Origin of the sequence: Gordonia sp. (in: high G+C Gram-positive bacteria), from assembly GCF_012515855.1 — a bacterium.
Lineage (GTDB): Bacteria > Actinomycetota > Actinomycetes > Mycobacteriales > Mycobacteriaceae > Gordonia.
This window is the reverse complement of record NZ_JAAYXO010000232.1, coordinates 1-22,404: the sequence shown is the minus strand read 5'-3', so window position 1 is coordinate 22,404 and position 22,404 is coordinate 1. Positions and strand designations below refer to the sequence as shown.

Annotated in this window: 26 protein-coding genes; 17 read left to right on the top strand and 9 right to left on the bottom strand. The window is 67.2% G+C overall.

Annotated elements, in window-relative coordinates; translation table 11 throughout:
- Positions 1–4 precede the first annotated feature (4 nt).
- The 8 genes from GX543_RS16950 (at position 5) to GX543_RS16915 (ending at position 6,542) form a co-directional block, all read left to right on the top strand.
- On the top strand, positions 5–880 hold the full coding sequence (locus GX543_RS16950) for an SDR family oxidoreductase (RefSeq protein ID WP_290853638.1): 876 nt from the start codon (positions 5–7) through the stop codon (positions 878–880).
- A gap of 25 nt (positions 881–905) precedes the next feature.
- Positions 906–1,523: a hypothetical protein gene (locus GX543_RS16945; protein WP_290853636.1), complete on the top strand. Its 618-nt coding sequence runs from the start codon at positions 906–908 to the stop codon at positions 1,521–1,523.
- A complete protein-coding gene (locus GX543_RS16940; protein ID WP_290853635.1) occupies positions 1,520–2,029 on the top strand; it encodes a hypothetical protein in 510 nt (169 codons plus the stop codon). Before GX543_RS16945 ends, GX543_RS16940 begins: the two co-directional genes overlap by 4 nt.
- On the top strand, positions 2,029–2,634 hold the full coding sequence (locus GX543_RS16935) for a hypothetical protein (RefSeq protein WP_290853634.1): 606 nt from the start codon (positions 2,029–2,031) through the stop codon (positions 2,632–2,634). Before GX543_RS16940 ends, GX543_RS16935 begins: the two co-directional genes overlap by 1 nt.
- The gene (locus GX543_RS16930; RefSeq protein WP_290853632.1) at positions 2,634–3,290 is read left to right on the top strand and encodes a hypothetical protein; all 657 of its coding nucleotides are present in this window, start codon (positions 2,634–2,636) and stop codon (positions 3,288–3,290) included. Before GX543_RS16935 ends, GX543_RS16930 begins: the two co-directional genes overlap by 1 nt.
- 109 nt (positions 3,291–3,399) lie before the next feature.
- Positions 3,400–4,599 (top strand): FAD/NAD(P)-binding oxidoreductase, encoded by a 1,200-nt coding sequence (locus GX543_RS16925; protein ID WP_290853630.1) that lies wholly within the window; start codon positions 3,400–3,402, stop codon positions 4,597–4,599.
- Between the two features lie 317 nt (positions 4,600–4,916).
- A complete protein-coding gene (locus tag GX543_RS16920; RefSeq protein WP_290853629.1) occupies positions 4,917–5,702 on the top strand; it encodes a hypothetical protein in 786 nt (261 codons plus the stop codon).
- Positions 5,703–5,819: 117 nt separating this feature from the next.
- Positions 5,820–6,542 (top strand): DNA alkylation repair protein, encoded by a 723-nt coding sequence (locus tag GX543_RS16915; protein WP_366929086.1) that lies wholly within the window; start codon positions 5,820–5,822, stop codon positions 6,540–6,542.
- A 78-nt stretch (positions 6,543–6,620) separates the two neighbouring features.
- Here the strand turns inward: GX543_RS16915 and GX543_RS16910 are convergent, their stop codons facing one another.
- The 3 genes from GX543_RS16910 to mftR all read right to left on the bottom strand — a co-directional run bounded on the left by GX543_RS16910 (position 6,621) and on the right by mftR (position 8,833).
- On the bottom strand, positions 6,621–7,004 hold the full coding sequence (locus GX543_RS16910) for a hypothetical protein (protein ID WP_290853627.1): 384 nt from the start codon (positions 7,002–7,004) through the stop codon (positions 6,621–6,623).
- 38 nt (positions 7,005–7,042) lie between these two features.
- Positions 7,043–8,101 carry a ferredoxin--NADP reductase gene (locus GX543_RS16905; protein WP_290853626.1) on the bottom strand — a complete coding sequence of 353 codons (1,059 nt, stop codon included), beginning with the start codon at positions 8,099–8,101 and terminating at the stop codon, positions 7,043–7,045.
- Positions 8,102–8,224: 123 nt separating this feature from the next.
- On the bottom strand, positions 8,225–8,833 hold the full coding sequence (gene mftR, locus GX543_RS16900; RefSeq protein ID WP_290853625.1) for a mycofactocin system transcriptional regulator: 609 nt from the start codon (positions 8,831–8,833) through the stop codon (positions 8,225–8,227).
- A 141-nt stretch (positions 8,834–8,974) separates the two neighbouring features.
- On the opposite strand from mftR, the gene mftA reads away from it, so the two are divergent.
- From mftA to GX543_RS16875, 5 genes are all read left to right on the top strand, one after another.
- Positions 8,975–9,067, top strand: a complete 93-nt coding sequence (mftA, locus tag GX543_RS16895) for a mycofactocin precursor MftA (protein ID WP_101841532.1) — start codon at positions 8,975–8,977, stop codon at positions 9,065–9,067.
- Positions 9,067–9,426 (top strand): mycofactocin biosynthesis chaperone MftB, encoded by a 360-nt coding sequence (mftB, locus tag GX543_RS16890; RefSeq protein WP_290853620.1) that lies wholly within the window; start codon positions 9,067–9,069, stop codon positions 9,424–9,426. The genes mftA and mftB overlap by 1 nt, the downstream gene beginning before the upstream one ends.
- Positions 9,427–9,472: 46 nt before the next feature.
- Positions 9,473–10,723 (top strand): mycofactocin radical SAM maturase, encoded by a 1,251-nt coding sequence (gene mftC, locus GX543_RS16885; protein WP_290853650.1) that lies wholly within the window; start codon positions 9,473–9,475, stop codon positions 10,721–10,723.
- Positions 10,724–10,768: 45 nt separating this feature from the next.
- Entirely contained in the window at positions 10,769–11,989 is a 1,221-nt protein-coding gene (gene mftD / locus GX543_RS16880; RefSeq protein ID WP_290853618.1) for a pre-mycofactocin synthase MftD, read from the top strand.
- A 188-nt stretch (positions 11,990–12,177) separates the two neighbouring features.
- Positions 12,178–12,978, top strand: a complete 801-nt coding sequence (locus GX543_RS16875) for a mycofactocin-coupled SDR family oxidoreductase (protein ID WP_290853616.1) — start codon at positions 12,178–12,180, stop codon at positions 12,976–12,978.
- 59 nt (positions 12,979–13,037) lie between these two features.
- Here GX543_RS16875 and GX543_RS16870 read toward each other — a convergent pair whose 3' ends face one another.
- Both GX543_RS16870 and GX543_RS16865 read right to left on the bottom strand, forming a co-directional pair.
- On the bottom strand, positions 13,038–13,361 hold the full coding sequence (locus tag GX543_RS16870) for a nuclear transport factor 2 family protein (RefSeq protein ID WP_290853615.1): 324 nt from the start codon (positions 13,359–13,361) through the stop codon (positions 13,038–13,040).
- Between the two features lie 16 nt (positions 13,362–13,377).
- Positions 13,378–14,130 (bottom strand): SDR family oxidoreductase, encoded by a 753-nt coding sequence (locus GX543_RS16865; RefSeq protein ID WP_290853614.1) that lies wholly within the window; start codon positions 14,128–14,130, stop codon positions 13,378–13,380.
- 83 nt (positions 14,131–14,213) lie between these two features.
- Here GX543_RS16865 and GX543_RS16860 point away from each other — a divergent pair, with 83 nt between their 5' ends.
- Complete coding sequence (locus tag GX543_RS16860; protein WP_290853613.1) at positions 14,214–14,906, top strand: TetR/AcrR family transcriptional regulator; 693 nt, start codon at positions 14,214–14,216, stop codon at positions 14,904–14,906.
- 120 nt (positions 14,907–15,026) lie between these two features.
- Here the strand turns inward: GX543_RS16860 and GX543_RS16855 are convergent, their stop codons facing one another.
- Entirely contained in the window at positions 15,027–16,142 is a 1,116-nt protein-coding gene (locus GX543_RS16855; RefSeq protein ID WP_290853612.1) for a CaiB/BaiF CoA-transferase family protein, read from the bottom strand.
- Between the two features lie 182 nt (positions 16,143–16,324).
- Here GX543_RS16855 and mftE point away from each other — a divergent pair, with 182 nt between their 5' ends.
- The 3 genes from mftE to mftG are packed head-to-tail and all read left to right on the top strand — an operon-like array spanning position 16,325 to position 19,772.
- Positions 16,325–17,059 carry a mycofactocin biosynthesis peptidyl-dipeptidase MftE gene (mftE, locus tag GX543_RS16850; RefSeq protein WP_290853611.1) on the top strand — a complete coding sequence of 245 codons (735 nt, stop codon included), beginning with the start codon at positions 16,325–16,327 and terminating at the stop codon, positions 17,057–17,059.
- Positions 17,056–18,474 (top strand): mycofactocin biosynthesis glycosyltransferase MftF, encoded by a 1,419-nt coding sequence (gene mftF / locus GX543_RS16845; protein WP_290853610.1) that lies wholly within the window; start codon positions 17,056–17,058, stop codon positions 18,472–18,474. Before mftE ends, mftF begins: the two co-directional genes overlap by 4 nt.
- Positions 18,474–19,772 carry a mycofactocin system GMC family oxidoreductase MftG gene (mftG, locus tag GX543_RS16840; RefSeq protein WP_290853609.1) on the top strand — a complete coding sequence of 433 codons (1,299 nt, stop codon included), beginning with the start codon at positions 18,474–18,476 and terminating at the stop codon, positions 19,770–19,772. Before mftF ends, mftG begins: the two co-directional genes overlap by 1 nt.
- A gap of 79 nt (positions 19,773–19,851) precedes the next feature.
- Here mftG and GX543_RS16835 read toward each other — a convergent pair whose 3' ends face one another.
- From GX543_RS16835 to GX543_RS16825, 3 genes are all read right to left on the bottom strand, one after another.
- On the bottom strand, positions 19,852–20,532 hold the full coding sequence (locus tag GX543_RS16835) for a vitamin K epoxide reductase family protein (protein ID WP_290853608.1): 681 nt from the start codon (positions 20,530–20,532) through the stop codon (positions 19,852–19,854).
- Positions 20,533–20,542: 10 nt separating this feature from the next.
- The gene (locus GX543_RS16830) at positions 20,543–21,289 is read right to left on the bottom strand and encodes a thioredoxin domain-containing protein (RefSeq protein ID WP_290853607.1); all 747 of its coding nucleotides are present in this window, start codon (positions 21,287–21,289) and stop codon (positions 20,543–20,545) included.
- Between the two features lie 191 nt (positions 21,290–21,480).
- Positions 21,481–21,972 (bottom strand): hotdog fold domain-containing protein, encoded by a 492-nt coding sequence (locus GX543_RS16825; protein ID WP_290853606.1) that lies wholly within the window; start codon positions 21,970–21,972, stop codon positions 21,481–21,483.
- Between the last annotated feature and the right edge of the window lie 432 nt (positions 21,973–22,404).

Here is a 22,404-nt window from a genome sequence, read left to right as displayed (position 1 = left end):
GCCCATGCCTCTCACCAGCCTTCTTTCCCGGACCGGACGCGAGAATGCGAGGCTCGAGCGCATCCGCGCCGGGGTGGCCGGGAAGGTCGTCGCCATCACCGGCGGTGCTCGCGGAATCGGCTTCGAAGTGGCCTCCGAGCTGCTCGATGCCGGCGCGCGCGTGGCGATCGGCGACATCGACGTCGACGCCGTCGGCAAGGCCGCGGCCGACCTCGGGATCGAGGGGATCGAACTCGACGTCACCAGCCGCGAGTCGTTCGAGAACTTCCTGGATGCGGTTGCCGAGCGCGTCGGCCCGGTGGACGTCCTGATCAACAACGCGGGCATCATGCCGGTCGGGCCGTTCCTCGACTATCGCGAATCGCTGATCCGGGCGACCCTCGACATCGACCTCCTCGGGGTGATCCTGGGCAGCCAGGCCGCGGCGGCGCGCATGGTTCCGCGGGGACGCGGTCAGATCCTCAACATCTCCTCGGTGGCAGGCAGGCTGCCCACCCCGGGGCTCACCGTCTACAACGCCGCCAAAGCCGGCGTCATCGAGTTCTCCGAGGCGCTCGATTCCGAGCTGTCGCAGAGCGGAGTCCGGGTCTCGACGGTGATGCCCACGTTCACCAACACCGGACTCATCGACGGGCTTGCGACCAATGCGATGGTCACCTCGGTCGACGCCGATGTGATCGCGCGCGAGGTTCTCGCGTCGATCGCCGACGTGCGACTCCGGGTGGCGGCACCGCGCGCGATGGGCTGGGTCAACGTCTATCCCGTGCTGCCGCAGCCGCTCAAGCGCGCGATTCTGCGAACCACCAAGTCCGGCGAGATCTTCATGAATCCCGATCCCGAGTCACGATCGGGCTACAGCAAGCGGATTGGCCAAAGCTGACAGTCGAGTAACTAAGCTCGACCGCGTGGGACTCGGACGAGCAGATGAGCGATTGAAACAGTGGCGGGACGCGCGCCGAGAACTGCGCGCTGCGTCGGATGCGCTGACGGAGGCCGAGGTGGCTGCCGGAATCCGTCAGCCGATGAGCACGCGGATGCGTCGACTCCTCCCCATCGGGGGTGCGGTGCTGGTGATCGTCGCGGCGGTCGGGGTGTGGTTCGCGGCCAGTGCGCCTGCGCGGTACTCCGACCAGGAGTACATCGATGCCGCGACGAAGCGGGTGTCGGTGCTGCTCAGCGTCGACGCCGACGACCCGAAGCGATCCGACAAGATCCTGGCGGGTGCCACCGGTTCGTTCGAGGCGGACTTCGCGCAGTCGGCCGACGCGTACACCACCTACGTGAAAGAGACCGGTGCCAAGGGGGAGGGGAGCGTCGACGCCGCAGCTCTCCAATTCCGATCGCCCGACGGTGCCGACGTGATGCTGGTGGCCAGCGTCCAGGTGACCAAGGAACGTGGCCGTGAGACCGGCACAGCTCCGACCAGCGGCGATGATGCGCCGATCCGCACGTTGCGGCTGATCGCCACGATGGTCCCCGTCGACGGCCAACTCAAGATCGATCGGCTGGTGATGGTTTCGTGAAGAAGGTCATCGCCTACCTGGAGAAGCCGATCGGCATGATCGGCGGCTCGGTGCGACTGCTGATCGCTGCCGTGGTGTTCGTCGCTGCGCTCGTGTTCTGCCTCGGCTCGCTCGACGGGCGAACCGCGGACGCCGCCATCGTCGATGCGCGTGCCAGCCTCGAATCGAAGGCGGGAGCGGTGCTCGCCGACGTGTTCTCCGTCGACGCTCGGTCGTGGTCCAACGATCGCGAGACGGCTCGCAGCCTCGTGGCACCGCCGCTCTCGACAGCGTCCGGGCGTGCGCTCGCCGGACCTCCGCCGGGCGGTGCGACAAGCGTCAATTGGGTGCCGCAGAACGTCGCGGTCACCTGGGCCGACGACCGCGCGGGAGAAGCGCTGATCGTCGTCAACGTCACCGTCACCTCGCGCAGCGGCCACGCCGAGAGTCGAGTGAAGTCGGTGCAGGCCTTCTACACCAGATCCGGAGATCAATGGCTGCTGAGCGGACTGGAGGAATTGCAGTAATGGACCAGAAGTCGAACCTCCGGCTCAAGCAGGCGCACGAACGCTACGCCGTCGCGGTGGAGCGACAAGCCCGGACGCGGGCCGCGGCAGCACCGGCGATCGAGCGGCGATCCCACCGTCGGGCGGCCATGGTGCGGTTGGCGGTGGTCGCAGCGGTGGTCGTCGCCGCAGTGCTCCTGGGCATCGGCTGGTGGGCGCACAGCGCCGCCGATTCCCTCTCCGGCGACCTCGCCGACCAGCGCGCCGCACAGTCGGCGGCCGAGAAGGCGATCGTCACCATGCTGACCGCCGATCCCGCCGACGCGAGCAGTTACGTCCGGAACGTCCTCACGGTCACCACCGGTGATCAGCAGATCCGCATCAAGGGTGCGAGCGGAGAACTCGAGGCGCTGATCGCAGCACAGTCGGCGCCGGCGACCGGTCAGGTGCTCTCCTCCGGAGTCGCCGCGTCCGACGGCGCAGGGACCACGGTGCTGGTGATCGCGCAGACGACGACCCCCGAGTTGGTCGGCGGCGCCGCGGGCCAGAACCGCGTCGGCGTCGCGATGACGATGGAACGCGTCGGGGACCAATGGCTCGTGGCGCAGACGAAGGCGGTGTCGTGATGGGAACGCATTCGGCGCCCGAGCCGATCGGGACCCAGCAGCCGACGGGGACCCCGCAGGCGATGACCCAGCAGGGCGAGACCGCCCAGGGTGCAGCGGAGCACGCGGGCCCGGCGAGGCCGAACGCGACGAATCTGTGGTCGCGATGGCGAGATCAACGGCCGGGCGACCGGCGCTGGCAGATGCTGTGGGCGGTCGTCGGCGCGATCGCGGTCGCGATCGCCGCCGTCTGCTTCACGATCGGAGCGCAGTCGCGTGCCCAACCGGAGCAACCCGATCACACGGTGGTTCGCGCGGCGGCCGACGGCGTCACGGCGCTGATGACCTTCGGGCCGGACGACTCGCCGCAGCAGCGGGCCGAGGTGGCCAAGCACCTGACCGGAACGCTGGCCGCCGACTATGCGGCGCGCGGTCCCGACGTGGTGTTCCCCAACGCCGTCGCGTCGAAGATCTCGATGAAGACCACGGTTTCGAGTGCCGCGGCGGGAGAGAGCCACGCCGATTTCGTGACCGTCCTGGTGTACGCGACCCAGGAGATCACCGTCGGACAGCGAGAAGACAGTATGGAACGCGTGGGTATTGCGCGGTGGGTCACCGTCACTAAGGTGGAGGGCGATTGGCGCGTGTCACGCGTTGCGAATATCTCGCCGCAATGACAGATTTCAGTGACAGTTTCAGTGCAGTGACATTCTTCGCGGGGTGACGGTTCCCGTCGCTCGCGTTTCGGTAGCGGATAGTTCGGTTGTGGCAGAGGTGGAGTCTGTAGTGGTGAAGGCACCGGTAGTGATTGTTGGCGCGGGACTCGGAGGCATTCGTCTCGCCGAGAACCTCCGGAACGGAGGGTATGCGGGTGCGCTCACCCTGGTGGGCGAGGAACAGCATCCACCGTACGATCGCCCGCCGCTGTCGAAGACCGTGCTGACCGGTGACGACGATCGTGTGGACCTCAAGCCGAGCGAGTTCTTCGGCGAGCACGACATCGAGTTGCGGACCGGCTCGCGCGTTGTCGCGGTCGACCCCACTGCGCACACCGTGACCGTGGAGGGCGACGGCGCCACCGAGCAGGTGGCGTACGGGACCCTGGTGCTCGCGACCGGACTGGTCGCGCGGCAGTTCCCCGGCACCGAGGGAGTCGGCGGCGTCCACGTTATCCGCACCGTCGAGGACGCCCTCGCCCTGCGAGAGGAGGCGGGCTCGGCGACTCGCGCCGCGGTGATCGGCGCCGGATTCATCGGCTGCGAGGTGGCTGCCAGCCTGCACAAGCTCGACGTCCCGGTCACGCTGATCGAGCCCACGCCTGCGCCGCTGTCGGGTCCGCTGGGCGCGACGATCGGCGAGATGGTGACTCGCCTGCACGTCGACGCGGGAGTCGATCTTCGCGTCGGTGTCGGCGTCGACGAGGTGGTCGTCGAGGACGGTCGTGCCGTGGGCGTCGTGCTGTCGGACGGTGCGCGCGTTGACGCGAATCTGGTGGTCGTCGGCATCGGCGGCTACCCGGACCTGGACTACCTCGAGGGCTCCGGCATCGAGATCGCCGACCGGTCGGTGGGCGGCGGGGTCGCGTGCGACGGGGTCGGTCGTACCAGTGCCGACGACGTCTACGCACTCGGCGACTGCGCCAACTGGCACGACGCGGATGGTCGTGGGCACCGCGTGGAGCACTGGACGCACACCGTCGACGCCGCCGCGCTGGTGGCGGCCCAGCTGCTCGGGCACCCGATCCCGCATCAGACCGTCCCGTACTTCTGGAGCGATCAGTACGGCCTCAAGTTCCAGATGCTCGGCAGTCCGCGCTCCGACGACGAGGTGCACCTGGTCGACGACGACGGCCGCAAGTTCCTCGCGTACTACAGCCGCGAGGGGCTGCTGACCGGCGTGGTGGGGGCCGGTCGGGTCGGCAAACTGATGAAGGCGCGCCAGTTCCTCGTGACGCCGACGCCCGTGGCGACGCTGCTCGAAGGGTAGTCGGGCTCGATTTCTTCTAGGGCGGTGTCGGACGATCGTCCGACACCGTTTTTGGGCAGGTGACCTGCGGAAAGGTGTCGTCTGCCAGGTGTTTCGCGAGACCGGCGTCAACTTTGAGTCGTCCTGTGCGGCCCATCACGAACTGTCTGGACTTCGTTGGTGGACCACAGCCAAGATCGGCTCAAGGACTTAAGGAATCGGGGGGAAGCTGCGGCGAAGGTTGCCTTCCTCACCTGGTCTGACAACGCCAGAGCCGCGTCACGAACTCAGTGCTTCGTCGCGCAGCAGCACAGAAGAGATCGAACGGAGCACCACCCATGTCCAACCGCACCCTGCGCAACCGCGCCATCAGCATCGCTGCTGCGGCAGCCATTGCCGGCGGCGGCCTCGCCGTCGTCCCGACCGTGACGGCGGGCGACGTTTCGGCGGCGCCGTGCAAGTCGTCGTCGACCCACGAGGTCAATGAAGCGTTTGGCATCAAGTACAACTTCGAGAAGGCGACCGCACCTCAGGTCGGGCAGGGCACCTCGGTCAAGTACACGGTCGCGCTGGCTACCACGACTGGTGGTAATCCGTTCGTGCAGGGTGTTTGGGACATGCCCCCGGCCGCTCTTGGCGATGTGAAGCCCACCGTGAAGATCAAGGCCTTCACTCTGGTGGGCGGAATCCTTGGCGGTGCAGGAGCCTTCGGCAATCTGCTCGAGGAGAAGACTGTTAACCCGGTCGGCGTCGTCAAGGCCGATGGTGGTTGGCGCGTCACCCACACGGGTTACGCCGTGTACGCGGGACAGGCCTTCGTCGCGGAGTACACGTACGCGCTACCGAAGAACCTCAAACCAGGTACGCAGCTAACCAGCGGTGGCGCGATCGTCAAGGCCACCCCGGATTGGTCGATCGGCAAGCTCCGCCTCCCGAACATGACCGCCTGCACCACGGTCCGCGCCCCGAACGCCGGCGAAGCGGCGCTGGGCAGCCTCGACAAGAACGGCCTGGGCTCCGCTGAGGGCCAGCTGTCGAGCACCGGCTCGCTGTCCGACGTCCTCCCCGGCGTGATCGGCGGCATCGCCGGCGGCGCTGGAGACGACAAGGACAAGGAGAAGTAGTCCTCCATCTCTGACGGGCACGGCCCGGTTCACCACGCACGGTGGTGAACCGGGCCGTGTTCTGTTTTCACCCGGTGGGTACTTCTCGCCGACTCCGAGTCGGTAGATTCGACAGCCGTGCCCCTGAACCACGAGTCGAGCGCTGTCGAGATCGTCGCCGAGTTGGTGTCGGCGGGTAGTCCGGAACGTGCAGCGTCGTCGCAGGGCTTCTTCAAGACCGGCCCGGGTGAGTACGGCGAGGGCGACCGCTTCCTCGGACTCGCCGTCCCCGCACTGCGGTCGTACGCGAAGCTCCTGCGCGGGCTGCCTGCCGCGGTGATCGTCGAACTGCTGGCCGACGAGTTCCACGAGGTTCGCATGCTCGCGCTGTTCGTGTTGACCGAGAACTATCGTCGGCAGGACGACCGCCCCGGGTGGGTCCAGCTGTATCGCGATGCTGTTCGTGCCGGCCGCGTCAACAACTGGGACCTCGTCGACTGCTCGGCCGCGGCGGTCCTGGGTGACTGGCTGGTGCGGTCCGACGGCGTCGACGAACTCCTGCGCTGGGCGTCGGCTGACGATCTGTGGGAGCGCCGGGTCGGCATCATCGGCACGCAGGCCTTCATCATGGCCGGACGGTCGGACGCGACTCTGGCCGTCGCCCCGTTGGTGATCGACGACCGCCGCGACCTCATCCAGAAGGCCTTCGGTTGGATGCTCCGCGAGGTGGGCAAACGCGTCGACGAGCAGACGCTCCTCGACTTCCTCGAAGCCCATGCCGCACGCATGGGCCGTACGGCGCTCTCGTACTCGATCGAGCGGTTGTCGAAGGACCAGCGGTCGTACTTCCGCTCGCTGTGATCCCCGCATTTCCATAACAGTGTTCCCCGTGACCACCAGGTGGTCACGGGGAACACTGTTGTTTCCAGAAGGCGTGGCTCAGGCGGCAGGAGGCCGGTGAGCGCCGCGTCGAACTAGCAGCGCCAGCACGATCAGCGGGATCTGGAGCGGCAGTCGGGCCCAGGCGATGGTCTTCAGTGCGGGGCTCTTGTCGACCCACTCGCGCACCATGTTGACGTTGGCGGGAAAGACTGCGACGAACAGCAGTGCGGCCAGGCCGGCCGCGGTCCGACGTGAGCGGGGATTGAGAACCGCTGCACCCAAACCGATCTCGGCGGCGCCGGAGGCGTAGGTCCACGCGCGCGGCTCGCCGGGGATCTCCTTCGGGATCAAGGAGTCGAACGGTTTCGGCGCTACGAAGTGCAGGACGCCGGGGACCAGGAGGATCAACGACAAGACTCGGGCCAGGCGATCATTCGTCATGGCCCGAGTCTACGTCGGAGGCGGTGCGGAAGCGGCTGTCAGAACTCGATCTTCAGCTTGTCCGCGGTCGGTCGTGCCTGGCAGCCGAGGATGTAGCCGTCGGCGATGTCATCGGGATCGAGGGCACCGGTGACCTCCATGTCGACCGAGCCTTCCACGAGGGTGCAGGCGCACGAACCGCATTCGCCCTCCTGGCAGGAGTACGGTGCGTCGAGCCCGGCCGCCAGCATGATGTCGATGAGGGTCCGCGAGCGAGGCCACGCGAGCGTGTGGGTCTCGCCGTCGAGTTCCACATCGACCTCGGCAGCGGCGGCGGCCTCCTCGGCGGAGACCTCGCCGAGCTCGACGTCCTCGAACGGGTCGCCCGACAGCGAGTTGTAGATCTCGACATGCACGTTCTTGCTCGGGAACCGCGCCTTCGACAGCGCGCTGTGGGCGGCTTCCATGAACGGGCCGGGGCCGCACATGTACGCGGTGTAGGTGGTGGCCATCTGGGAGAACAGCGTGGCGAGGGTTCGGTCGCTCGGCAGCCCCTGGACCGACTCCAGCCAGTGCAGAATGGTCAGTCGAGCCGGGTAGGCGGCCTGCAGCTCGCGCAGTTCCTCGGCGAAGATGACGTCGGCTTCACCACGGTTGGCGAAGAAGAAGGTGATGCGATGGGTGCCGGTCGCCAGCGCGTGCTTGAGGATCGACATCACCGGGGTGACGCCCGAGCCCGCTGCGATCAGCAGCAGCGGGGTGTGGAAGTTGTCGGGGGTGAAGACGCCCGACGGCGGCAGCGCCTCGATCTGCGAACCCGCCTCGAGGTTGTCGCAGATCCAGTTGGATCCGTAGCCGTCGCGGGTGCGCTTCACCGTCACCTTGGGCAGCTTGTCGTGCTGCGGCGCCGACGACAGGGAGTAGCAGCGCGCGACCGATCCGGTCTTGTCGCTCGGGACCCGCAGGGTGAGGAACTGGCCCGGGAGGTAGTTCGAGAACTTCTCCGCGTGTACGTCCGGAATCTCGAACACGATGCTGCGCGCGTCGGGAGTCTCATCGATCACCTCGGCGACGGTGAGGATGGCGCTGCGTGCGCTGTGCGGGGTCAGGTCGGTCATCGCGATTGACTCTCTTGGATACGGCTCGAGCAGGGCGTCGAGCAAAAACTAGAACGTGTTCTACAAAAGGATATCAGCGCTTGCCAGTGTGACATAGGAGCCGTTCCGGACAGCGGGAGCGGTTCACGCCGTCAGCGACGACACTCCGTTGAGCAGGACGTCGGTGCCCACCCGGATCAGCTCGGTGAGGTCCGCGTCTTCGTGGAGCAGCCACTGGTCGTAGGCGGCGAGCGCGGTGCCGAGGGTCAGCCACGCGATGGTCTGCGGAAGGTGGGAGTTGATGTCGACGCCGAGGCGGGCGGCGCAGTGTTCGGCGATCACGTGACGCCAGTCGGCGTACATGATCATCGAATGCGCCTGCAGGGCGGGGATTCCCAACAGCAACGACATCCGCTGGCGGTGCTCGTCGCGCTCGGATTCCGGGACCGTGTTGAAGGCGATCAGCGCGTCTTGCAGCGTGACCCCGAGGGGGTCGTCCGTGGGACTGGCGCGCAACAGTTCGCGCAGGCCCTCGAGGTGCTCGTCGAACTCGCCCCACGGGATCGAGTTCTTGGACGGGTAGTAGCGAAAGAGGGTGCGACGCGCGATCCCCGCGGCGCCCGCGATGTCGTCGACGCTGGTCTCATCGAATCCGCGGGTGGTGAACAACTCGATCGCGATGCTGCTCAACCGTCCCCGAGTGGTGGCGGCAGGACGGCCGCCGAGGACTCCACTGCGTCCGGGTGTGGTCATCGCGCTTCATCTTCTTTCGGTAAACCTGCCGGTCACGATGCTACGACAGGTCAATTTCGCTCGAACACTAGCCATTATGCACCGAGTGCCATTAGTGTGTGAGTCGAACCACATCAGTACTCGTGAAGGAGGATGGTTCATATGGCCGATCAGGCGAATGCAACTCAGCAGGATCTGGTAGCTGAGTCGCTGGTGGAGGAAGTGTCCATCGACGGGATGTGTGGCGTCTACTGATGACGGCGCCATCGACCACTGCTTCCGGCGGCCCCGCGGCCGCCGGAAGCGGTACCCCGGAATTCGATTCAACGCGCGCGTGGAAGCTGAACCCGAGTGTGGCCCTGCGGCCCGAACCCTTCGGCGCCCTGCTGTACCACTTCGGCACACGCAAGCTCTCGTTCTTGAAGAACCTCGTCGTCGTCGGTGTGGTCCAGCAGTTGGCCGATCATCCGAGCGCCGACGCGGCGATGGCGGCGAACGGTATCGCCGAAGCCGAGCGACCGCTGTATCTGCAAGCTCTCTCTGCACTGAGTGTTTCCGGGATGATCGTGGAGGTCACACCCGAAGCTGCTGCCCCCGCCCCAACCCAGGAGTGACACCGTGACCACCGTGGAATCTCGCCCCGGCACCGAACTGATCGGGATGCCGTCCCTGACCCCGCCGCTGACCGTCCCCGCGCCGCCGAAGGTCGGCCGCCTGGTCGACCAGTTCGAGCGCGGGCTCGACGCCCCGATCTGCCTCACGTGGGAACTGACCTACGCCTGCAACCTCGCCTGCGTGCACTGCCTGTCGAGTTCGGGCAAGCGCGACCCGCGCGAGCTCAGCACCGAGCAGTGCAAGGCGATCATCGACGAGCTGCAGCGCATGCAGGTCTTCTACGTCAACATCGGCGGCGGCGAGCCGACCGTGCGCCCGGACTTCTGGGAGCTCGTCGACTACGCCACCGACCACCAGGTCGGCGTCAAGTTCTCGACCAACGGCCTGCGCATCACGCCCGAGGTGGCTACGCGTCTGGCAGCGTCCGACTACGTGGACGTGCAGATCTCGCTCGACGGCGCGACCGCCGAGGTCAACGACGCCGTGCGCGGTCCCGGATCGTTCGACATGGCCGTCAAGGCCCTGGAGAACCTGGCCGAGGCCGGCTTCGGCGACGCCAAGATCAGCGTCGTCATGACTCGCCACAACGTGGCGCAGCTCGATGAGTTCAAAGCCCTGGCAGATCGCTACGGCGCCACCCTGCGCATCACGCGCCTGCGCCCGTCGGGTCGCGGCGCCGACGTCTGGGACGACCTCCACCCGCTGCCCGAGCAGCAGAAGGAGCTCTACGACTGGCTCGTCGAGCACGGCGATCGGGTCCTGACCGGTGACTCGTTCTTCCATCTGTCGGCATTCAGCAGCGGTGGCGGCAGCGGGCTTCCCGGCCTCAACCTGTGCGGCGCCGGACGCGTGGTCTGCCTGATCGACCCGATCGGCGACGTCTACGCCTGCCCGTTCGCGATCCACGAGAACTTCCTCGCGGGCAACATCACCACCGACGGCGGCTTCCAGGAGATCTGGCAGCGGTCGGACCTGTTCACCTCGCTCCGCGAGCCGCAGAGCGCCGGCGCGTGCGCCAGCTGCAACCACTACGACGCCTGTCGCGGCGGCTGCATGGCGGCCAAGTTCTTCACCGGTCTGCCGCTCGACGGTCCGGACCCGGAGTGCGTCCAGGGCTACGGCGAGGAACTGCTCGCCGGTGAGCGCTCCAAGCCCACGGCCAACAAGGACCATTCGCGCGGCACCCCGCTCACGCTGATGACTCGTCCGCCGTCTCGCGACTGCGACGAGAACCCGCTCGCCGGATTCGCCCCGACTACGGCGTCGGGCTGCTCGTCGACGTCCGGCTGCTGCTGATCGGCCCTTCCGCACCACCCTCACGCACCACAGAAAGTACCCAACATGTCTAAGTTCTCCGAGCTGATGGAGAAGAACCCCTGGCGTCGGAACCCCTGGTTCGAGACAGTCGGCGAGGCTCAGCGGCGCGCCAAGAAGCGACTGCCGAAGACGGTCTACTCATCGCTGATCGCGGGCACCCAGGGGGGCGTCACCCTCAGCGACAATGTCGACGCCTATGCCGAACTCGGCTTCGCTCCGCACGTCATCGGCACCACGCCCGAGCGAAACCTCACCACCAAGGTGATGGGGCAGGAGCTCCCGTTCCCGGTCATGATCTCGCCGACCGGCGTGCAGGCGGTCAACCCCGACGGCGAGGTGGCCGTCGCCCGTGCCGCCGCTGCTCGCGGCACCGCGATGGGTCTATCGAGCTTCGCCTCGAAGCCGGTGGAAGAGGTCACCGCGGTCAACGACAAGATCTTCTTTCAGATCTACTGGCTCGGCAGCAAGGAAGACATCCTGGCTCGCGCGATGCGCGCCAAGGAAGCCGGCTGCAAGGGCCTGATCGTGACCACCGACTGGGTCTTCAACGTCGGCCGCGACTGGGGCAGCCCGGAGATTCCCGAGCAGGTTGACCTCAGCGCGGTCGCCAAGCTGGCGCCGGAGATGATCACCAAGCCGAGCTACGCCATGAGCTGGTTCCGCGACGGCAAGCTGCTGATCCCGGATCTTTCAGCGCCCAACATCGCACACAAGGGCGAGCCCGGTCCCACGTTCTTCAACGTTTACGGACAGTGGATGAACACCCCGCCGCCCACCTGGGAAGACCTTCAGTGGCTGCGTGAGCACTGGGACGGCGAGTTCATGGTCAAGGGCGTCACTCGTCTGGACGACGCCAAGCGCGCCGTCGACATCGGTGCCACCGCCATCTCGGTCTCGAACCACGGCGGCAACAACCTCGACGGCACGCCGGCCACCATCCGCGTACTCGGTCCGATCGCCGACGCCGTCGGCAACGACATCGACGTTCTGCTCGACGGCGGCATCCGCCGCGGCAGCGACGTGGTCAAGGCGCTCGCGCTCGGCGCCAAGGCCGTGATGATCGGTCGCGCCTACCTGTGGGGTCTCGCGGCCAACGGTCAGACGGGTGTGGAGAACGTCCTCGACCTCATGCGCATGGGCATCGACTCGACGATGATGGGCCTGGGCAAGTCCGACGTCGCCGACCTCTCGCGTGACGACCTGATCATTCCGGAGGGCTTCGAGCGCACGTTCGGCGACCAGTAGCCGCCGCACCGCACCGAGAAGTATCCCCGTTTGGCGTCGACATCGTTTCTGACGATCTCGTCGACCCGAGCGGGGATTCTTCTCTCCCGACCACCGGGACCGGCCATGGACTCCGGGCCGCCGCTCCGCGATACTAGAACGTGTTACAGTTCGGCGACTACGTGTGCTTTCAGGAAGGCGTTTCGGCAATGGGACAGTTCGACGGTCAGGTCGTTTACATCACGGGCATCGCTCGTGGACAGGGGCGTAACCACGCCATTCGTTTCGCGCGCGAGGGCGCCGCGATCATCGGCATGGACATCGCCGATCGCGTGGCTGATCACATGACCTATCCGCCTGCCACCTCGGACGATCTCGCCGAGACGGTCCGTCTGGTGGAAGAGGCGGGCGGCAAGATCCTGGCGCGTCAGGGCGACACCCGCGACCTCGCATTCCAGCAGCAGCTGATCGCCGACGGCGTCGAGCAGTTCGGTCGCCTCGATCACGTCATCGCCAATGCGGGCATCCTCACCTGGGGTCTCACCTGGGAGATGACCGAAGAACAGTTCACCGATGTCGTCGACGTGAACCTGGTCGGCACGTGGAAGACGCTCAAGGCGTCGATCCCGGCGATGCTCGAGGCGGGCAACGGCGGCAGCATCGTCATCATCTCCTCGTGCGCGGGCATCAAGGCGATGCCGGTGCAGGCGTCGTACTCGTCGTCGAAGTTCGGCCTGCGCGGCCTGGCGCAGACCGCGGCCAAGGAACTCGGCCCGGAGAAGATCCGCGTCAACACGGTGCACCCGTATGCCGTCCACACGCCGATGGGGCTCGAGGACGCCGAGGCCATCAAGGCCTTCCAGAACTGGGGTCGCCACTTCCCGTCGATGATGGATCACTACCCGGTCGCCAGCGTCGACGACCTCACCGACGCCGTCTTCTACCTCTCGACCGCAGCTGCGGTCACCGGTTCGGAGCTCGAGATCGACATGGGCGCCACCAAGGTCTGATGCGAATCTGATCGACGAAGGCCCGGACCGCAGTGCGCGGTCCGGGCCTTCGTCGGTGATCAGCCCTCCCGGATGATCATTGCCGCGATCTTGTCGCCTGTCGGGCGGAAGGTGAAGCGGCTCAAGCCGTTGGCCCAGCTGCTGCGCCAGTCGGCCACCACGACGATGTCTTCTCCGTCGGTGTCGACCTGGGTCACGGTCATCGTTCCCTTGGCGCCGATGAACTCCTTGTCGCTCCAGCGCTTGATCGCGTCTCGTCCGCTGAAAATGCGACCCCAGTCGTCGACGAAGCCGTCATCGGTGAAGAAGTCGAGGAACGCGTCGTCGTGCTGGTTCACGGTCTCGACGAAGGCGGCCACGGTGCCGGTCAGTTCGGTGGACATGAAGGTCCCCTTTCGGTCAGCGGGTGGTGTAGCCGCCGTTGGCGAAGATGGTCTGGCCGGTGATCCACGCGCCCTCGGTTGCCAGGAACGTGACGATCGGCGCGATGTCCTCGATGTTGGTCAGGCGGTTGCCCATGCCCTGGGACTTGTGGAACTCAACGCGTTCCGGGGTCTCCTGGCCGTAGAAGAACGGGGTGTCCATCGGGCCCGGGGCGATTGCGGTGACCGAGATTCCGCGCGGGCCGAACTCCTTCGCGGCAGCACGGGTGAAGTGCTCGACCGGGCTCTTGCCGCCCGCGTAGGTGGAGTAGCCATCGGTGAACGCGGCGAGGAGCGCGGTCACGATGGTGATGATCTTGCCGTTGTCGTTCAGATTGCGGCCGGCCTCCTTGATGAAGAAGTAGGCAGCCTTGCTGTTGATGTCGAACATCGAGTCGTACTCGGCCTCGGTGGTCTCGACGATCGGCTTCCTCAACACCTTGCCTACGGTGTTCACCGCGACGTCGATGCCGCCGAGTGCTGTGCTCGCGTCGGAGAACAGTTGCGCGACAGCGTCGGGGCTGGTCAGATCCCCGCTGAGCAGCACTGCCCTGCGCCCCCGTTCCTGGACGGCAGCGACGGTCTCCTCTGCCTCGGCGCGGCTCGAATCGGAGTTGTAGTGCACGGCGACATTGGCGCCCGCATCGGCGGCGAGTCGGCTGATGAGCCCCCCGAGGTTCTTTCCGCCCCCTGCGACGAGGATGTTCTTGCCGGTCAGGTCGTACGTCATGTGGTTCCCCTTGGTTGTCGAGATGTGTCCCTATATCGACGACACTTGAATCTATATCGGCGATATACAGATACTATAGCGGAGTGATAGAAAATGCGCGAGGTGATACACGCGAGAGGTTGCTGGAGGCCGCGGTCGAGCTGACCGCAGAGTCGCCGGGGGCCGATATCTCGCTGCGTGCAGTGTGTGATCGCGTCGGGGTGCGGATGCCGACGCTTTACCACTACTTCGGCAATAAGGAGGGTCTGCTCGACGCTGTTGCGGAGCACGGTTTCGGTCTGTATCTCGCGGCCAAGGCGAACCGAGAGTCCAGTGGTGATCCGATCCAGGACCTCCGTGACGGCTGGGATGCGCACGTCGCCTTCGGGTTGGCGAATCCAGGCCTCTACACCTTGATGTACGGCCAGGTGCGGCCGGGTGACTCTCGTCCGGCGACGTCTCGTCCGACGCAGATGCTGCGTGCGCTGACCGGTGTGGCAGCGGAGCAGGGGCGCCTCGCGGTGTCCGCTGACCAGGCGGCAGCGCACATCCTGGCGACCAACGTCGGGGTCACGCTTCGGCAGATTCTGCTGGCCGCGCCGGATCCGGATCTCACTGCGGCTGCGCGGGAGGCCGTCATCGCCGGGATCACCGGTGTCGGCCACAGTGAGCCGTCGAAGCGATCCGCACTGTTCGCCGCGCTCGACTATGCGGTTGCGCGGCCGGACCTGCTCGGGGAGCCGGAGACGGCCCTGTTGGCGTCGTGGCTGCGACGTCTGGCTGCGACGTCTGGCTGAGGTGGCTGACTGAGGCGGCCGGCCGACGAGACGATTCTGCGCTCCCAGCGGGCCGTCGAGGTGACTACGACCTCGACAGCGCTGAGAGCGCAGAGTCGGTGAATGGTGAGCGGGGCGGACTCAGTCCTGCCAGACCGTCGCCGGGTCGGTGGCCTCGCGGGCCGGTCCGGTGGGGGTCTGCGTGGTCGAGCGGGTGAAGCGCGGGGCCACCTGGGCCTGCATCACGCCGTCGATCTCCACCAGGCTGCCGCGAGCGGCCAGGTGGGGATCGCTGGGCGCCTCGGTGTAGTCCAGGATCGGCGAGGTGCAGGCGTCCGTGCCGTCGAAGATCGCGGCCCACTCGTCGCGGGTCTTGGTCTTGAAGGTGTCGGTGAGAATCTGCTTCAGCTCGCCCCACTTCGAGACGTCCATCTGGTTCGGCATCGCCTCCGGATCGAGCTCGAGACCCTTGAGGAGTTCTGCGTAGAACTGGGGCTCGATGGCGCCGACCGCCATCCACTTGCCGTCCGAGCACTCGTATACCTCGTAGAACGGGGCGCCGGTGTCGAGAAGGTTGACACCGCGACGGTCCTGCCACAGGCCGGTGCCGCGGAAGGCCCACATCATCTGGCCGAGGACCGAGGCGCCGTCGCACATCGCGGCGTCGATGACCTCACCCTTGCCGGAGGAGGCGCGCTCGACGAGAGCCGCGAGTACGCCCATCACCAGGAACATGGAGCCGCCGCCGAAGTCGCCGACCAGGTTGAGCGGCGGAGTCGGCTTCTCGTCGGGGCGACCGATGGCGTGCAGCATGCCGGTGAGTGAGATGTAGTTCATGTCGTGGCCGGCCAGGTCGGCGCGCGGGCCGTCCTGCCCCCAACCGGTCATTCGACCGTAGACCAGCGACGGGTTCACCGCGTGCAGGTCGTCGGGACCGAAACCGAGGCGTTCCATGACGCCGGGGCGGAAGCCTTCCAGGATCACGTCGGCCTTGGTGACGAGGTTGAGGATGGTCTCGCGGTCGGCCGGGTTCTTGAGGTTGGCTTCCACCACGCGGCGGCCGCGGAGCAGGGCGTCGGCGTTACGGTTCGGGTCGGGTAGCTGGCCGGGACGCTGGACGCGCAGGACGTCGGCGCCGAGGTCGGCGAGGAGCATGGCGGCATGCGGGCCGGGGCCGATCCCAGCGAACTCGATGACGCGGATTCCGGCGAGCGGTCCGGTCCGGCCCGAGGGTGCGCGGTTGGCGGGAGACGTCATGAAAGAACTCCGATCGCAGAACTCATAGAGGCGGATGTTGCGTGGTGTGAGTCACCTTGAAGCGAACTATACATGCGTACCGTAATGGACTCGTGTGGTAGATGGTTCGGATGGGATGACCGGACGGTCTATTCGGCGGCCAACCGTTTCCTAACCAGGGGTGCATCGGTAACGTTGTCGCAATGACACCGGCGATCGAACTGGCCTCCCGAACGTGGGGAGAATTGGTCGGACTCGAGCCGACGGTCGTGGTGCCGGTCGGGGCGGTCGAACAGCACGGACCGCACCTGCCGCTGGACACCGACAGTCGGATCGCCGTCGCCGTCGCGCGGCAGGCTGCCGTCTCCGTGGCGAGCAAAGCGGCTGCGGCCGTAGAGCATTCGGATTCGGTGCTGGTGGCACCCGCGATCTCGTACGGCGCCTCGGGTGAGCACGAGGGCTTTCCCGGCACCGTCTCCATCGGCCGCGAGGCGTTGGAACTGCTGATCCTGGAATACGGTCGCAGCGCGATGGGCTGGGCCGGCCGACTGCTGTTCGTCAACGCGCACGGCGGCAACGGCCAGGCCCTCGTGGACGCCGTCGCCCGATTGCGCTACGAAGGGCGCGAGGTCGCCTGGTTCCCCTGCGCCTTCCCCGCTGCGGATGCTCATGCCGGCCACACCGAGACCTCGGTGATGCAGTCACTGGCGCCCGCCGAGGTCCGCGACGATCTGCCGGTCGGCAACACCGCACCGATCGGCGAGGTGTTGACCGACCTGCGGGCGGGGGGAGTGGCCGCCGTGTCGCCCAACGGCGTGCTCGGCGACGCCACGACCGCTGATGCGACCCACGGCGCGGCGCTGCTCGACGACCTCTCGGCGACGCTCGTCGCCGCGCTGGACCGCTGGCACGTCGACGCGACCGGGAGGCTGCGTTGATCGGACCCGCCAGTGCGGATCTACCCGTCGGGTTCCAGATCCAGATCGACCAACGCTGCGTCCGCAAGGGCGATCTCCGCACCCTGATCGGGGGCTCGCCGCTGCGCGTCCTCAAGCTCTCCGACGCCGCCCTCGGCATGACCTCCGACGACGGCCGCATCGAGGTCTGCGACGCGGGCACCCGCATTCTCGCGCGGCGACTGCTCGACGCGGGAATCGCCCATCCGCGACCGATGGCCGGACCGCACGACGGCGACGTGACCATCGTGATCCCGGCGCACGACAACCAGTCCGGCGTCGATCGCCTCATCGCGGCGGTGCCCGGCCTGCGCGTGATCGTCGTCGACGACGCGTCGGCCACGCCCCTCACGGTTCCGGACGACGGACGCAGTCGGGTGATCCGATTCGAGGTGAACGCCGGACCCGCGGCCGCGCGCAACGCCGGGTTCGACGCCGCCGACACCGAGTTCGTCGCCTTCCTCGACTCCGACACGGTGCCGCGCGGCGACTGGCTGATGATGCTGCTGAGTCACTTCTCCGACCCGACCGTCGGAATCGTCGCGCCGCGGATCGTCGGCCTCGACCACGGGCGGCGTCGGCCCCTGCGGCAGCACCCGGTCGCCGCCTACGCCAACCGGTTCTCGTCGCTCGACATGGGGCCGCACGAGGGATCGGTGCGCCCGGGCACCGCGCTGCCGTACGTGCCCAGCGCCGCGATGGTGGTGCGCCGCGAGGCCTTCGACCGGTTCGACGAGTCGCTCCGCGTTGCCGAGGACGTCGACCTGTGCTGGCGCACCCACGCCGCGGGATGGGTGGTCCGCTACGACCCGATCGCGCACGTCGGGCACGACCATCGGCAGTCCCTGCGCGCCCTGCTGGACCGTCGACGGTTCTACGGCACCGGCGCGGCCGAACTGGCCAGCCGACATCACGGACTCGCCGCCCCGGTGATGATGAGCGTGCCGTTGGCGGTCGCGGTGCTGGCGCTGCTGTCGCGGACAAGAGTCGGACTGGCGGTGGCACTTCTGTTGTCCGGGTGGATCTTCCGGCGGATCAGGATCCCCCTGGAAGGGGTGCCCGCGCGGGATGCGGTCGCGGCCCGCAATGTCGGTCGTGCGCTGGGCTTCGGCGTTCTGCAGATGTGGTCGGCGGCGCTCCGGCACTACTGGCCGCTGTCGCTGATCGGATTCCTGATCTCACCGCGCTTCCGCCGGTGGCTTCTCCACGTGGCCGTCACCGAAGCGGTCGTGATGTGGATCCGCACCCGGATCGACGACCCGTCGTCGCCGATGATGGAGCCGCTCGGCTACTCGGTGATGCGGCGATTGGACGATCTCGCCTACGGGCTCGGACTGTGGCAGGGCGTCGTCGCGCAGCGCGACTGGTCGGCCCTGCGTCCGGTGGTCACCCGCTGATGGTCGCGCCCGCGCTCGCGACCGCCGACGTGGTGGTCGTCGGTGCGGGCAGCGCCGGATGCGTCGCCGCCGACCGGTTGTCGCGGGACCGATCACGCACGGTGCTGCTGCTCGACGCCGGGCCGGGCACCCGGCCGGAGGATTCGCAGACGAGTCTGGCTCGCCTGCCCATCGAACCGGGCGCCCCGCGGGTGCGACGCTACCCGGAGTCGCGTGGACGCGACGTGGTCCGAGGTGCCGGGCTCGGCGGATCATCAGTGGTCAACGGCGGCTATTTCCTGCGGGGGCATCGCGACGACTACGCCACGTGGCCGTGGCCGATCGACCGGATCGAGGCCGAGTTCGCGTCCCTGGAACAGGTGATGTCGGTGTCGGCGTTCGCCGACGACGAACTCGGTACCGTCGCGACCGCGTTCGAGGCCTACTGGGGGAGGGCGGCCGTGACTGGCCGATCGCCGCGCGCCGAGGACTCGGCGTGGCCGACGGTCGGCCTCAACCGCGTCCGCAGCAACCGGCGCGACGGTCGTCGAGTCACCGCCGCAGATGCCTTCCTCACAGAGGCGTTCCTCACAGAGACCTTCCTCGCCGCTGATCCCGCTGCACCGAGACCCGGCCTGCGCGTCGTCGGCGACTGCCCCGTGGACGAACTCCTGGTGGCCGGCGGCCGAGTCACCGGCGTGCATACCGCGCTGGGTCGGGTGGACGCGCCCGCGGTGGTCCTCGCCGCGGGCGCCCTCGGCAGTGCCGCCCTGCTGCTGCCGTTCCTCGGTCCCGACCTGCCGGTGCATGAGCACGCCGAACGACTGGTGCGCTTCGCAGCGCGACGTCCGGTCGAGGCGCCCGCTCTGCTGCAAACCGTGCTGCACACCGCCGATGCGCTCGAGATCCGCTGCTATGGCGACGATTTCGCCGCGTTCATCAATGGCGTTCCGGCCAGCGGCATCGCGGTGGGCGTCGCCGACATGGGGGCCGGAACGCGGGGGAGCATCACCTCCGCGGGTGTCGACCTCGGGGTACCCGACGCCGAATCGCTGCGGCGCATCGACGGCGGCGTCGACCTGGTCCGCGAGATGCTGCACGCGCCCGAGCTCGCGGACCTCGTGGTGTCCGGATCGGTGCGAGTGGACGAGAACGTCGGGATGTCGTCGCACGCGTGGGGCACCGTGCCGCTCGGCCTCGGGCGCGACATCGACGGACTCCATGTGCTCGACGGGGCGGCGCTGCCCGGGCCGTTGCGGTCGGGCCCGCACGCGAGCGTGATGGCCATGGCAGGGCTGATCGCCGCCGAGATCTCCTGAGAAGCACGCGACCCCGACGAGAATCGCACGATTCTCACCGGGGCCGCTTGATGCGTCGATCGTCTAGAACGTCGAGTCTCTAGAACAGCGTCTTCCAGTAGTCCCAGAACTGGACGGTGATCATGGCGATCACGACCACGTAGTACAGCGGCAGCGCCAACCACAGGGTCTCGCGCATCGAGCGTCCGCGGCCGCCGTCCGGGAGTACGCGCGAGATGCTCAACAGCAGGATGATCGGAACCACCGACCACACCACCATGCAGTAGGGGCACAGCGCGTGGATCCGGTAGAGGCTCTGGAAGATCAGGTAACCGACGAAGATCTGGCCGAGGAAGGCCCCGGCGGCCTGGCCGAGCCAGTACCAGCGGGGAAGTTTCACTCGGCCGAGCACCAGTACCGCGGTCACCAGGATCACGGCGAATGCGGGCAGCCCGAGCATCGGGTTCGGGAACCCGAAGAACTTGCCCTGGTCGGTCACCATCACCGACCCGCACGAGATGATCGGGTTGATGCTGCACGCCGGCTTGAAAGTCGGATCGATCAGAATCTGAATGCGGTCGAGCAACAGCGCGATCGCCGCGGCCATCCCGAGGATTCCGGTCACCAGCAGCACCCAGCCGGCGCCCGCGGAGGTCGCGCGCGGCTCGGTCCAGAAGTTGCCGGTGGGCTCGGGAGCCGACGTGGACTCGTCGACGGTGGACTCGTCGACGGCGGACTCGTCGAGGACGACCTCAGTCACGGTGATGGCGTCGTCGCTCATGGCCGTGTCCTTACTTCGCGACCGCAGCGTTGACGGCCTGGATCAGGCCCTCGGGTCCGCCCTGGGCGTTGAAGGTCTCACCGTTGATGCGGACCCACGGGGTCCCCTGGAAGTCGGGGTTCTTGGTGACGTCACCGGTCACCTTGGCGACCCACTGGCCGAACTGGTTGTTGTTGATGCAGTCGGTGATGCCCTCGGCACCGGCGTCGCGCGCGATCCGGATCAGGTCGCTGTCCGGCAGACCCGAACCGCCCTCGGACGGCTGCTGCGCGAAGAGCGCGTTGTGGAAGGTGAGCCACTTGGTCCAGTCGCCTTCCTTGGCGGTCGACTCGGCGACGCACACCGAGGCGTTCATCGCGCGGCTGGAGTAATTGGTGCTCGACATCCGGTCGAGGAAGGCGATCGGGTGGTAGTCGATCGCGACCTGCGGATTCTGCGCCAACTCGTTGAGGGCGCCACCGAAGGACTGCTCGAACGACTGGCAGGCCGGGCACTGGAAGTCCTCGACGATGTTGACGACGGCCTTCGGCTCGGTGCCCTTCGGCGCCTTGGTGATGCGCACGGCGTCGTTGGTCATCACGGTCGGCGTCGCGGAGCCGCCGGTGGTCGACTCGCTGTCCTTGTTGTTGTTGACCGCCCAGTAGGTGACTCCACCGGCGATGATGATCAGCACAATCAGTGCGCCGATCTTGTACATCAGAGACCGACGACGTTCGGCCTCCCGAGGATTGACGACGGTCCGGCTCTTCTGGGCCACGATGCTTGTTCCTTCGCAGATAGCTCACGATGAGTTCCGCGCGCCCGGGCGCGCGAGGGTTACCAGTGCCACCCTACTGTCCGGCACCTTAGAGATTGATGACAGATCGGTCCGAGGGGACCAAGGTCTTCGCGCGTGGGGTCTTCATGCGCGGGGTCTGCGCGCGTGCCGGGTCCCTCGGCGGCGTCGGCCTACTTCGGGGTGACCCAGGTGGTGATGTCGCAGTGGACCACCTCGGTGCCGGTCTTATCGAGGATGCGGATCGCGACGACCACTTCGCTGCCCTCGCTGATCTGGGCGAAGTCGGTCGGCGACGCGAGTTCGGCGTGCGCCGTGAGGCCGGTGGTGGCCTTGGTGAGGTACTGCGTGTGCATGGCCTTCGGGATCCAGCGGTGCGTCTCGGGCACGGTGGCCTCCATCAACATGCCCATCGCAGTCTCCGCGAGGTTGCACGCCGCAATCGCGTGGAAGGTGCCGATGTGGTTGTGCACGCCGAACCATTTGGGCGCCTTGACCCGGCAGTAGCCGGGTTCCATCGCCTCGACCAACGGGAAGATGGTGCCGAAGTATGGAACCTTGGCCACCATGCCGACGGAGAACAGCACGTCGCCGAGCTTGTTGTCGGGCAGACGACGGCGCAGGGCGTAGGTCGCGTTGTTGGTGTTACCGGTAGTTGCAGTCATATCTGAGGATGCTAGCCGCCCGCGGCTGATCCGGGGACACCCGCAATCCGGCGATGCACCGCGAACGCCCAGCTCGACACGGGCGGAGTGGGATGGAGATCACCCACGGTGGGGATTTGATCCGAGGCCGAACCTGCTGCATACTATTCAGGTTGCCCCGCGAGGGGCAGACAGACTTCCAGGACCGCAAAGCGCGGCGCTGGGCGTGTAACGCGGAACTCCACTTCGGTGGAGCTTCGGATATTTCATCCGAGGGTCCGGACCGACACGCCCGACCGCGGGTGCCGGAGGCACACGTCGGCGTCAGCCGGCAGCCGAACATCGAGTTCGGCACCGTACAACGACAGTAGAACAGCGTCGATCCGCCAAATGTCAGGCGTGGTCATGTGGCATCAGTTGCCGCCCGCGAGTCATTACCGCGGGTGTGAAGTC